Genomic DNA, 12,098 nt, shown 5'->3' with positions numbered 1-12,098 from the left:
TCACGCCCGCGCACAAACGTTCAAGCGGCTCGCTGCCCGGCGACCTATATCCTGTCTCCATCACACAAGATGGAGACAACCGATGACGATCGCGACGAAGACTTACAAGCCGATCAATTTCGCCGAAAAACTCTCGCTCTTCACAGATCAGTGGCAGCCGCGCGTCCTTGCCGAACTCAATGACTACCAGTTCAAGATCGTGCGCATCGAGGGCGACTTTATCTGGCACGATCATCAAGATACCGACGAAGCCTTCATCGTGCTCGAGGGCACGTTGCGCATCGACTTCCGCGACGGGGCTGTGACGCTCGGTCCCGGCGAAATGTACGTCGTGCCGAAGGGCGTCGAGCACAAGCCCTATGCGGAGCAAGAGGTGAAGATGCTCTTGATCGAGCCGCGCGGGACGCTCAACACCGGCCACGAGGGTGGCGAACGCACCGCGGAGAACGACCGCTGGATCTGATCCTTGTCCCAGGGCACCACGATCGCACTTGCTGACCGGCATGGCGCCGGGGTAGAGAGAGGCATGCCCGCAAAGATCCTCGTCAGCGCCTGCCTCATGGGCCATGCCGTTCGTTATGATGGCCAGTCGAAGCCGCTTGTTCATCCGGCGATCGACCGCTGGCGCGCGGAAGGCCGTCTCGTGACCATCTGTCCGGAAATGTCGGCCGGCATGCCGGTGCCACGCCCGCCGGCCGAGATCGCCGCCGGCGCCCTCGGCAAGGATGTGCTCGCCGGCAAGGCGAGGGTGGTGGAGATCAGCGGTGGCGATGTCACCGAGGGATTCATACAGGCGGCCGAGAACGCGCTTTCGCTTGCCAGGCAAGCTGACTGTCGCTTCGCGCTCTTGATCGATGGCAGCCCGTCCTGCGGATCGGGCTTCGTTTATGACGGCAGCTTTTCCGGCGCGCGCCATCCGGGTGAGGGCGTCACGGCCGCCCTGCTGCTTGCCAACGGCGTCGAAGTCTATTCGGACAGGCAGATCGAGGCGCTGGTCGCGCGGATCGAAGAATTGGAAAGCCCGAAATAAAAAGATTGCGCCCCTGCTTCTCTCAGGGGCGCAATCTCTCGCTTTTGCAGCGATGCCCGTCAGCCATTTAGTGCAGGGGACGGCTGAGCGGGGCAGGGAACTTTCCCGATAGGCGATCAGTCTAGCCGAAGTTCGAGGGTGGACGGATCAAAATCCTGTGAGCCCTCGTTTGCCGCGGGGGTCGCCACCACGGACGCGCCGATCGGTGTCACCGCGGCGGTCTTTGCTGTCTGATCGATGGCAAGAAACTCCGGCTTGGAAACCTGCGGGTTCTGGTCGTTCGAAATGTTCGAGACGGTCACGGTTGCAGCGTCGCCGTCGGTTTCGGCCGTCTTGATCATCTCGTGAGACGGCTTGCTGACGAAGACCACCGGTGAACCACCGAGCCAGGCCTCGGTGCGCACCATCTTCATCTCGCCGTTGATTTTCTTAAGCTCGATCGTTTCGTCGCCAGTCGCAATCGTCGGCACGACATAGGTGACCTTCTTCCGCGATTGCAGCGGCGGGCAATCGGCGCAGGAAACCGTGGAGACGCTGGCATTGTCGGTCGTGCCGGAAGCGATCGCTTCGATCGACGACGCCGCGGCATTGCCAGCGGCAAGGCCAAGGACGGTGGTGATCAGCAACAGGCGCATCGTTTTTCTCCCGGATCGTTACCGGGGAGAATATGCGTGCTCCCTTACTTTCCCGTCAGGAGAATTGGTAAAAATAGAATGATCCGCGAATTGACCGGCTACCGGTCACGCCTTCTCGCGTGCGACCGCGCGCCAGCCGATATCGTGCCGGTAGAAGCCGTTGTCCCAGGAAACGGCCGAAAGGGCCGCATAGGCTCTGTCCTTGGCCGCGCCAGCGCTGGTTCCCGTCGCGGTGATGTTGAGCACGCGGCCGCCGGTTGCGACCAGGGCCCCCTCCTTCATCGCTGTGCCGGCATGGAACACCTTGGTGGTGTCGGACGCTGCGGGGAGAGCACCGATCGGCGTGTTTTTCGCGTAGCTGCCGGGATAGCCCTTGGAGGCCATGACGACGGTCAACGCCGTCTCGTCGCGCCACTCCACAGCCATGCCGGCGAGCGTGCCGGTCGCGGCGGCATAGAGCAGCGGCAGAAGATCGCTCTTCATCCGCATCATCAGCACCTGGCACTCCGGGTCGCCGAAACGGACGTTGTATTCGATGAGTTCCGGACCCTTGGCGGTGATCATCAGCCCGGCAAAGAACACGCCGGAGAAGGGATGGCCGCTTTCCGCCATGCCGCGCATCGTCGGTTCGATGACTTCCTTCATCGTACGCTCGATCATCTCCGACGTCATGACCGGGGCCGGCGAGTAGGCGCCCATGCCACCGGTGTTCGGCCCCGTGTCGCCGTCACCGACGCGCTTGTGGTCCTGGGCTGACGCCAGCGCCAGCGCCGTCTTGCCGTCCGAGAGGCAGAAGAAGCTTGCTTCCTCGCCGTCGAGATAGGCTTCCACCACCACTTCGGCGCCGGCGGCGCCAAAGGCACCGGCGAAACAATCGTCGACGGCGGCGAGCGCCTCGTCGAGCGTCATGGCGACGGTGACACCCTTGCCGGCGGCGAGGCCATCGGCCTTGATGACGATCGGTGCACCCTGTTCACGAACATAGGCCTTGGCGCTCTCCGCATCGGTGAAGCGGCCATAGGCGCCGGTCGGAATGTCGTAGCGGGCGCAGAGATCCTTGGTGAAGCCCTTGGAGCCTTCGAGCTGGGCGGCGGCGGCAGAGGGGCCGAAGACGGCGATGCCGGCAGCGCGCAGCACGTCGGCAAGACCGGCGACCAGCGGTCCCTCAGGCCCGACCACGACGAAATCGATCGCTTCCTTGCGGCAGAAGTCGGCGACGGCCGCATGGTCGTCCGTGTCGAGTGCTACGATTTCCGCTTCTTCGGCAATGCCTGGATTACCCGGTGCGGCATAGAGCTTCGTCAGTTTCGGCGACTGCGCGATCTTCCATGCAAGGGCGTGTTCGCGCCCACCCGATCCGATCAGAAGAACCTTCATTGCAGCCCCCGATATACCGAAAATGTTGCGCTGCGGTTAGGACGGCAGGGCGGCAAGGTCAAGGGAAAATGGGAGTTCCGGTGGCGATTCTCGCAATCGCCACCTCTCAGGCGATGGCCTGGCGGCTCTGTTGCTCATCCAGCGCTTCGTCATGCGCATAACGGGCGGTGCGTGTCAGCGCCCAGATCGCCAGATCCTCGATCGGCAGCGGCTTGCTGATGAGGTAGCCCTGGAACAGGTCGCAGCCGGCCGCCGTCAGCATGGAGAGCTTCTCCGGTGTGTCGATGCCTTCGCCGACAACCGCGACGTCCTTGGCGTGGCAGAGCGCGATCAGCGCCTTCAGAACCGGCAGGGAATGCGACGCGGTGAGGTTCGATACCAGCGCCCGGTCGAGCTTGATGGTATCTGCGGTATATTCGATGATCTGCTGCACGGACGTGTAGCCGGCGCCGAAATCGTCGATCGAAAGCCGGAAACCGTTTTGGCGGAGCGCGTCGATGTTGCGGCGAAGCTGGTCGCTGAACTTGACGGCAAAGGTTTCGGTCAGCTCGATCTCGATCGAGCGCGCCTCCAGCCCATGCCGTTGCAGGCAGTCGGCGAAGTGGTCGGCAATCGCCTTGGAGTGCAGTTCGGCCGAGGAAATGTTGATGGCGAGCACGGTTTCGGGGCCGAACAGGGCCTTCAGCTGGCCGCAGTCGGACATCGCCTTGTTGATCACCCACCAGTCGATCTTGGTGAAGAGCCCCGAGCTTTCGGCGATCGGCACGAATTCGTCCGGGGTGACGTTGCCGAGCACCGGCGAGTACCAGCGCAGCAGCGTCTCGCAACCGGTGACCCGGCCTTCGGTATCGACCATCGGCATGTAGACGAGGTGGAACTGTTCGTCCGGATCGAGCGAGCGCAACTCGTCCTGGATCTGGCGCAGCCGCGTGCGCTTGTCGTGAAGCGCGCGCGAGTAGCGGGCGGAGCGGTTCTTGCCGCTGGTCTTGGCCTGATACATCGCCGCATCGGCATTCGCGATCAGCTCGGTGAGGTTGGTGGCGTCATCCGGGCAGATCGCCGCACCGATGCTTGCGGTCACCGGATAGCGCTTGTCGGAGACTTCGAAGCCGTCCTCGAAAAGCGAGAGGATGGCGCCCGAGATTTCCCGGACTGTCCCGTCGCCCGGGCGCGAACGCACCAGCACGGCGAATTCGTCGCCCGAAAGGCGCGCGAGGATGGCCGGCTTCTGGCCGCGGCGTTCGGTAATCGCGTCGACCCGCTCGGCGATGCGGGTCGCCAAGGTCTTCAGGAGTTCGTCGCCGATCTCGTGGCCATGCTTGTCGTTGACGAACTTGAAGTTGTCGATATCGATGAACAGCAGGCTGCACTTCTCGCCGGCCGCGATCGCCTCCCGCACGACGCCGGCGGCGAGTGCGTTGAAATGGCCGCGGTTGCTGATCCCCGTCAGCGTATCGGTCCACGAGCTGCGCTGCACCAGCTTCAGCGATTGCACCGACTGGCGGTGCAATTCGCGGATGTTTTCCGTGAGGCGCCCGATCTCGCCCTTTTCTTCCATGTCGCGGATTTCGTCGCGCGCACCCACCATAACGGCCATCACATTGGCGTCGAGAGTGGCGATCGGATCGGTGATGAAGCGGCGGATCAACATGATGATCAGCCAGATCGAGAAAAGGCTCATGGCGACGGCGCCGAGCGCAAGCAGGAACTTCTGCTGCGCCATCAGCGCATCGAAATGCTCGCTCGAAACGGTGAGCGTCGCGTAGAGCGAGGGCCCGAGATGCACGCTTGCCGAAAGGTCGTCTGTCACGGCCAACGGCCAGGGCTGCAGTGCGATGTCGGAGCCGTATTCCTTCTTCAGCGCCTGCTGCATGTCGAGGAAGCGGTCGGGCTGGATCGCGACCTGCACGAGCAGGGCGTTCGATTTCTTGCTCGGCAACGGCCGGGTGAAGGCAATCGGGTCGAGGAAGAAGGAATAGACGATACGCGGTCTCTGGCCCGCCTCATAGAGATAGGTCCAATCGGCCAGCTTGTCTTCGCGGATCAGCCGGCGGGCGAGGTTGAGCTGCGCCTCGTCGATCTCGGCGAACGGATCCCAGCTGTTTTCGAAGTAGTATTCGGACTTGAGCTCCGAACTCAGAAGTGCCAGCGAAACATAGCCCGTCGGATCGTCGAGCAGCGATTTGACGCTCTCCTGCAGCCGCACGCCGAGCGCATTGGCGCGATAGCTCGCATCTGTTTCGGAAACGTACTGGCGCAGCGAATTGCCGTTCAAGAGCGCATTGAGAAAGCCCTTGCTGCGACCGATCTCGTTCTGGAAGACGGCGGCCGCATGTTCAAGGCGCTGCGACAGCTTGGCATGCTCGAGCGCGCGAATGGAGCGGCTCTGCGTGACGTGGACCGAGATCGCCGCCAGCAGATAGCCGGCAAGCACCACGGGAAAAATCAGGATGAGCGCGCGTTTGCCGAGGTTCACTGGAAATTCGCCAATGTGCTGATGATCCGTCGGCGCAGTTGCACCGATTCTGTGGACAGTTCCTGTTGATACTGGCTCTTGGCCAGAATGTCGGGCGAGGGGTAGATCGCCGGGTCGGAGCGGACCTCTTCCGGCAGGAGTGCGTGGGCTGCCCGGCTTGCCGTCGGCATGTTGAGCGCCAGCGCATTGGCGGCGGCACTCCCCGGCGAGCCGAGATAGTCGAGCAGCGCCAGCGCCCGATCCTTGTTTTGCGATTTGGCAACGACGGACATGCAGTCGAGCCAGGAGAGCGTGCCTTCCTTGGGAACCACGTAACGCCATATGCCAGGAGTGCCGGCCTTGGCATTGAGGACATGCTGGTCGCCGCTGTAGCCGAGCGCCATGTAGATGTCCTTGCTGACGGCAGGGTTCTGGATCGAGCTGATGACGTATTCGTAGGTGAGCACGGAAGGGGCCTGTTCCTTCATCAGCGTGAAGGCGGCCCTCAGCGTGCTGCTGTCGTTGGTGTTGATCGATTGGCCGAGCAGCATCAACGGCGCGACGAAGGCTTCGTTGTGGTCGTCGTACATAGCCACATGCTTGGAAAGCGCAGGGGCAGGGCGCATCAGATCCTGCCAGGAGGTCGGTGCTTCGGATAACACGTCGGAGCGGTAGAGAATGCCCATCGTGCCCCAGAGATAGGGCAGGCCCCGGCCGGAGCAGCGCGTGCGCCAGCTTTCGTCGTAGTCCCTGAGCGAGGCGACGTTGGTCTCGTCGAGCTTTTCGAGAACGCCCTTGCGGCCGAAGAGGGCGGCGCTGTTTTCGCCGGTTACCACCAGGTCGACGCGGCTGTTCGGATCGGCCAGCACCTCGTCGCGGGTATCGCCGCTGTCGTAATAGACCTGGTGCACCGCAACGCCCGTGATCGACGACCAGCGGTCGAGGATCTTCTGGTCGATATAGGATTCCCAGATGAGCAGGTTCAGGGTCTCGGCCGGTGCCGCCGTTGCGAATAGCAACGTCGCCAATAAGGCCGGAATCGCCGTTCGCCCCTGCATTGTATACCCCTGCCCAAGCCCGTCAGACGACCGTAGCGCGCAAAAATTTATGAATGATTACGTAGGGCTGCGCGCGGCCGCGGGGTGGCGATGGCTGTGTCTTTCGAGAAACGGAAACCGGGCGCCGCATGGCGGCGCCCGGTCCGATTTTCCAGGTCTTTCTGCCTGATCTTTTATCGTGCCGGGATCCTCGGCAGGAGGATGGTGAGCACGCCGAGCAGCGGCAGATAGGAGCAGATCGTGTAGACGAACTCGATGCCCTGCCGGTCGGCGAAGATGCCGAGTACGGCAGCGCCCATACCGCCGAAACCGAAGGCGAACCCGAAGAAGACGCCGGCAATCAGTCCGACGCGACCGGGAACCAGCTCCTGGGCGAAGACGACGATCGCCGAGAAGGCCGAGGAGAAGATCAGGCCGATAATGACGGAGAGCACGCAGGTCCAGAAGAGGTTCGCATAGGGCAGAATCAAGGCGAAGGGGATGACGCCGAGGATCGAGAACCAGATGACGAAGCGGGCGCCGTAACGGTCGCCGATCGGGCCGCCGAGGAAGGTTCCGGCTGCGGCAGCACCCAGGAACAGGAACAGCATCAGCTGCGCCTGCTGCACCTCGACGCCGAATTTCTCGATGACGAAGAAGGTGAAGTAGCTGGAGATGCTCGCCATGTAGACATTCTTGGTGGCCGTCAAAAGCACGAGCACGGCAACCGCCCACATCACCCGGCCCTTCGGCAGGGGCAGGGCCCGGCTCGGGGCTGCGCGGCTCATGGTCGTGCGGCGATGGCGGACATACCAGGTGCTGACCCAGGAGAGCACGAAGAAGCCGATGATCGCGACGATCGAGAACCAGCTGAGGCTGCCCTGGCCGAACGGGATGACGATGAAGGCGGCGAGCAGCGGACCCATGGCGCTACCGGCATTGCCGCCTACCTGGAACAGCGATTGGGCAAGGCCGTGGCGACCGCCCGAGGCAAGGCGGGCGATGCGGGACGATTCCGGATGGAAGATCGCCGAGCCGACGCCGATCAGGCTGGCAGCAACCAGAAGAACCCAGAAGTCATGGGCGTTGGCGAGCAGGATCAGGCCGCTGCAGGTCGAGAGCATGGCGAGCGGCAGGGAATAGGGCAGGGCCCAGCGGTCGGTGATGATGCCGACGGCCGGCTGCAGCATCGATGCCGTCAGCTGGAAGGTAAAGGTCAGGAGGCCGATCTGCACGAAGTCGAGCGAGTAATTCGCCTTCAGCAGCGGATAAAGCGCGGTCAGCAGCGACTGCATGATGTCGTTCAGCATATGGCAGAAGCTGACGGCGAGGATGACGGAGAAAGCCGTCTTCTCCGGGGAGATCCCGGAAGTTGAAGTCACGGTAGACATGGGTGATTCCTTGCCGTCTCGAAGGTTGTGTGCGGCGTGGCCCCATCTCTACTGAGGTTGCGATTGGCCTGCTTTTGTGATCTGGTCGATTTCTTTCGTGAGTGGGCCAAATGGCGATCCGTCGATATCCGCTACCGCAGCTTCCCGATGACGATCACTTCCGGAACCTCGACTGGGTCGAGACCGGAAACGCCCCGGTGCTCGCCCTCGGACGGGATTACAATGCCGGCCTCCTCGTGCCTTTTCACAAACACACCCGGACCCAGCTCTGGTGGGCGCGCGGCGGCGTCGTGCTGATGCGCACCGAGCGCGGGCGGTGGATGGTGCCGCCCGGCCACGCTCTTTTGATCCCGGCGGGCATGGAGCATTCGGCCGAGATGATCAGCGACGTGCGCATGCACTCGATCTACTTTGCGCCGGACCTTTTGCGCGCCGAGCGGCCGATGGTCATGGAAATAAATCCTTTGGCCGGCAGCCTCGTCGATGCCCTCGTCAGCGTCGAGAACGAGGCGATGTCGGAGCGGCGCGAACAATTGGTGACCGATCTGCTTCTGGAGGAAATCGGCCGGCTGCAGGAGCGCCCGCTCGGCCTGCCGTTCCCGCGCGACGAACGGCTTGCGGCGCTTTGCCGGCAATTTTTGCAGGCGCCATCGGCGGCCGCCAGCATCGACCAGTGGGCCGACAGGCTGGGTCTCAGCCGCCGCTCGTTCACGCGGCTGTTTCGCAACGAGACGGGCGTCAGCTTCGTCACCTGGCGCCAGCAGGCCTGCATCTTCGCCTCGCTGCCGCTTTTGGCCGACGGTGAGCCGATCATCAACGTGGCGCTCGATGCCGGCTATGAGAACGTCGCGGCCTTTACGACGATGTTCCGCCGCATGCTCGGCAGCCCGCCGAGCGTCTATCTGAAGACCTATCTCGGCCAGTGACTGTGGGCAGCTAAGCGCTCATGGGAAACGAAAGCTGAATTGACCTGGTTAACGGAATCGTAGGAACAAGGGCCAATAACTCGCCCTGTGCCGTTCCTGCCCACTCCCTCCTTCGGCCCGACGGCACGGCCAATTTCGCCCCGGCGAATGCATCTTCCGGAGTTGTTTCTTGCGTATCCGTTCTCTTCTTCTCCTTTCTGGAACCCTTTTGCTGTCGGCAAATGCCGCCTCTGCCGGCGACGGCCAACATTTCTGGTCCGGCGACTGGTACCTGAAGGTCGGCGCCACCGGCTTCTACGGCCCGAAATACGAAGGCGCTTCCAAGCGCATGTTCCAGGCTGCCCCGCTGATCTCGCTCGGCAAGGCCGGCAGCACGGTCCGCTTCTCCTCGCGCAATGACAACATGTCCTATGCGCTCGTCGACCAGGGCAGCTTCCGCGCCGGTCTCGTCGGCAAGCTGATCTTCGAACGCGATTCCGGCACCTCCAGCGACCTCAAGGGTCTTGATCCGATCAAGTTCGGCGGTGAAGCCGGCGGCTTTGCCGAGGTCTATCCGACCGACTGGCTGCGCGTGCGCGCCGAAGTTCGCCAGGGCATTCGCAGTCACCACGGCGTCGTCGCCGATGTTGCGGCGGACGCCTTTGCTGATGTCAGCAGCAATGTCCGTATTTCCGGCGGCCCGCGCCTGTCGGCGGCCACCAGCGGCTACTACACGGCCTACTACGGTGTGAATGATCGCGAGGCGGCGGCCTCCGGTCTCAGCAACTATACCCCGCATGGCGGCGTCGGATCGGCCGGCGTCGGTGCCGCGATCACCTGGCAGGCAACCGAAAAGCTCGAGACGAGCGCCTATGCCGAATACAAGCGCCTGCTTGGTCCGGCAGCCGATTCCAGCCTCGTTCGCGAACGCGGCAGCCGCAACCAGGTTCTCGTCGGCCTGTCGGCAACCTACCGCTTCGATTTCACGCTTCCCTGATCAGGCGTTTTGCTCCCTTGGTCGGCGGCGATCTCGCCGCTTGACCGGTCGGGCCTGCGGCGTCAAACAGGGATATGAACACAATCTCTGCCGATTCCGGCCGCGTTCAGGACGCGCCATCCAACAACTGGGTCTATCGCGTGCTGCCGCGTGCGCTCTGGCCCTATGCGCAGCTCGCTCGTTGGGACCGTCCGATCGGCTGGCAACTGCTGCTGTTGCCGTGCCTCTGGTCCGTGGCCCTGGCGTCGGGCGCGGCGGCCAGCGCCGGTCAATTCTCCTTCGGCCGCTTCCTGTTCCATTGCGTCCTGTTCACTGTCGGCGCCATCGCCATGCGTGGCGCCGGCTGCACCTACAACGACATCGTCGATCACGACATCGACATGGAAGTTGCCCGCACCCGCTCGCGGCCGCTGCCGTCGGGCCGTGTTTCGCGCCTTCAGGCCAAGGTGTTCATGGTGCTGCAGGCGCTCGTCGGCCTTGTGGTGCTGTTGCAGTTAAACACCTTCTCGATCGTGCTCGGCATCCTGTCGCTGGCGATCGTCGCGATCTACCCATTCGCAAAGCGGTTTACCGACTGGCCGCAATTCTTCCTGGGGCTGGCGTTCTCATGGGGAGCGCTGATGGGCTGGGCGGCCGAGTTCGGCACGCTCTCCTTGGCCGCCGTTCTGCTCTACGGCGCGGCGATCGCCTGGACGATCGGTTACGACACGATCTACGCTTACCAGGACAAGGAGGACGACGAACTGATCGGCGTGCGCTCGACGGCGCGGCGCTTCGGTGAAAACCCGCGCCCCTGGCTGATCGGCCTTTACGGCATCGCGACGCTGCTTGTCCTTCTGTCCTTCGTCGCAGCCGGCGCCGGCGCGGTTGCCTATGTCGGCCTTCTGATCGCAGCGGCGATGCTGACCTATCAGATCCTCGTCCTGAACATCCACGATCCCGCACAGTGCCTGGCGCTGTTCAAGTTCAACGGCATCGTCGGCTTGATCATCTTCGCCGGGCTGGTGCTGGCGCTCATTCTGCGCATGATATGAAAAATCCTCCGTTGTGGCGGAGGATCGTCTTCATTGCCCCATGGGTCGGCCCGCCCGTTGCGGGCCTGCAAAAATCTCAGGCCCAGCTGATGTCGCGGGCGGCCTTGCGCTTGCGTGCCTCGTGACGCGCACGGAAACTGGACAGGACGGCGGCAACGATTGAGGCGATGTGCTTGCGCATCGGGTTTCTCCTTCTTTCGTGGTCTTGGCTATGAAGCCCATATGGCACGAAGAAGGCGATGCGACTGTTTCCGGGGGAACATCCGGTAAATCGTCGGGGGAGGCGGCAACGCCGTCAGGGCAAGCGTGCCCGTAAGAAATATCCCGACAGATCTGACCGCACCAAACGCGACAGCCGGCCGCAGGGAACGGCCGGCTGTCGCGCTGGAGGTAGGCTCTGCAATTAGCTGCGGGCGATGATCTCGCGCCCGTCGATCTTCATGTGTACGCCAAGCGTGCCGGTGGAACGGCGCACGAGGAAGCGCGGGCGGCGCTCGGCGAAGAAGGAGTGGCGGCGGCGCGGCTTGACGGGCGCGGTGCGCACGTCGCCAAGGTGCTCTTCGAGCGGCCTTGCCACGCCATCCGCTTCGACCATCAGCATCGGAATGCGGTAAGCTTCTGCCCAGGCGCGCCAGTCGGCCGCGATGTCGGACAGGTCGTGTGCGACGAGCAGCGGGACACAGAGGTCCGGGTCGTCGTGATGAAGTTCCAGCGTCACTGTAACGTCTCCGTCGCCGTGATCGATCGCGCGAGCCGCGACCCCCTTGAATGCGCGCGCCGGCAGTGCGATCGAAAGCGGCAGGCCGCTCGATGGTAGCACCTTGCGCAGAACTGCGCCACGCTCGTCCAGGCTGATCGTGACATTACCGGTGTGACCGCGCAAAGCGTAGCTTGCCTGCTGTGGAAAGCGCTGCGGATCAAGACGGAGCGTGTTTTCGACCCATGCGGGTTGAGAGAGTGTGTTGCGCATTTCAATCGCCCTTGTTTTTCCTTGAGAGCCGGTTTCCGGTCTTCTCGTCGGGACTTTTTCGTCCTCTATGAGCAGGAGAATAGGCGGCGCCCTTTCCGAACGACTTAAAATTCGCGGTTAAGAAAACTTTGCGTTTTTCGATGGTTAGCAAAAGCCGACCGGTCAGGGTTTCCGTTTCGTCAACAGTGCGTCTGCATTCGTTCCGATCAGGCGCACCTGCGCTGTCGTTCGAACTGCCGGGAAAAGCCACACGCAAGCCAGCTCTGC

Annotated in this window: 11 protein-coding genes; 5 read left to right on the top strand and 6 right to left on the bottom strand. The window is 63.0% G+C overall.

Going from position 1 to position 12,098, the window contains the following annotated elements; genetic code table 11:
• Positions 1-82 precede the first annotated feature (82 nt).
• Positions 83-463 carry a cupin domain-containing protein gene (locus IB267_RS11115; protein WP_192447623.1) on the top strand — a complete coding sequence of 127 codons (381 nt, stop codon included), beginning with the start codon at positions 83-85 and terminating at the stop codon, positions 461-463.
• Positions 464-526: 63 nt separating this feature from the next.
• Entirely contained in the window at positions 527-1,030 is a 504-nt protein-coding gene (locus IB267_RS11110) for a DUF523 domain-containing protein (protein WP_192447622.1), read from the top strand.
• Positions 1,031-1,146: 116 nt separating this feature from the next.
• On the opposite strand, the gene IB267_RS11105 is transcribed toward IB267_RS11110, so the two are convergent.
• The 5 genes from IB267_RS11105 to IB267_RS11085 all read right to left on the bottom strand — a co-directional run bounded on the left by IB267_RS11105 (position 1,147) and on the right by IB267_RS11085 (position 7,925).
• Complete coding sequence (locus IB267_RS11105; protein WP_192447621.1) at positions 1,147-1,665, bottom strand: plant virulence effector HPE1-like domain-containing protein; 519 nt, start codon at positions 1,663-1,665, stop codon at positions 1,147-1,149.
• Positions 1,666-1,770: 105 nt separating this feature from the next.
• A complete protein-coding gene (purD, locus tag IB267_RS11100) occupies positions 1,771-3,042 on the bottom strand; it encodes a phosphoribosylamine--glycine ligase (RefSeq protein ID WP_192447620.1) in 1,272 nt (423 codons plus the stop codon).
• A 106-nt stretch (positions 3,043-3,148) separates the two neighbouring features.
• The gene (locus IB267_RS11095) at positions 3,149-5,518 is read right to left on the bottom strand and encodes a GGDEF domain-containing phosphodiesterase (RefSeq protein ID WP_192447619.1); all 2,370 of its coding nucleotides are present in this window, start codon (positions 5,516-5,518) and stop codon (positions 3,149-3,151) included.
• A complete protein-coding gene (locus IB267_RS11090) occupies positions 5,515-6,555 on the bottom strand; it encodes a spermidine/putrescine ABC transporter substrate-binding protein (protein ID WP_192447618.1) in 1,041 nt (346 codons plus the stop codon). The genes IB267_RS11095 and IB267_RS11090 overlap by 4 nt, the downstream gene beginning before the upstream one ends.
• A 173-nt stretch (positions 6,556-6,728) precedes the next feature.
• Positions 6,729-7,925, bottom strand: coding sequence for an MFS transporter (locus IB267_RS11085; protein ID WP_043625948.1), 1,197 nt, complete (start codon positions 7,923-7,925; stop codon positions 6,729-6,731).
• A gap of 110 nt (positions 7,926-8,035) precedes the next feature.
• Here IB267_RS11085 and IB267_RS11080 point away from each other — a divergent pair, with 110 nt between their 5' ends.
• From IB267_RS11080 to ubiA, 3 genes are all read left to right on the top strand, one after another.
• The gene (locus IB267_RS11080) at positions 8,036-8,851 is read left to right on the top strand and encodes a helix-turn-helix domain-containing protein (RefSeq protein ID WP_192447617.1); all 816 of its coding nucleotides are present in this window, start codon (positions 8,036-8,038) and stop codon (positions 8,849-8,851) included.
• 169 nt (positions 8,852-9,020) lie between these two features.
• Positions 9,021-9,827, top strand: a complete 807-nt coding sequence (locus tag IB267_RS11075) for a MipA/OmpV family protein (protein ID WP_192447616.1) — start codon at positions 9,021-9,023, stop codon at positions 9,825-9,827.
• A gap of 74 nt (positions 9,828-9,901) precedes the next feature.
• Positions 9,902-10,861, top strand: a complete 960-nt coding sequence (gene ubiA / locus IB267_RS11070) for a 4-hydroxybenzoate octaprenyltransferase (protein WP_192447615.1) — start codon at positions 9,902-9,904, stop codon at positions 10,859-10,861.
• 403 nt (positions 10,862-11,264) lie between these two features.
• Here ubiA and IB267_RS11065 read toward each other — a convergent pair whose 3' ends face one another.
• Positions 11,265-11,831, bottom strand: a complete 567-nt coding sequence (locus tag IB267_RS11065; RefSeq protein WP_034801118.1) for a DUF6101 family protein — start codon at positions 11,829-11,831, stop codon at positions 11,265-11,267.
• Between the last annotated feature and the right edge of the window lie 267 nt (positions 11,832-12,098).

The sequence above is a fragment of the Ensifer sp. ENS09 genome, from assembly GCF_014852425.1.
GTDB lineage: Bacteria > Pseudomonadota > Alphaproteobacteria > Rhizobiales > Rhizobiaceae > Ensifer.
The sequence above is the reverse complement of the archived record's forward strand: the minus strand, read 5'-3'. Positions and strand labels throughout refer to the sequence as shown.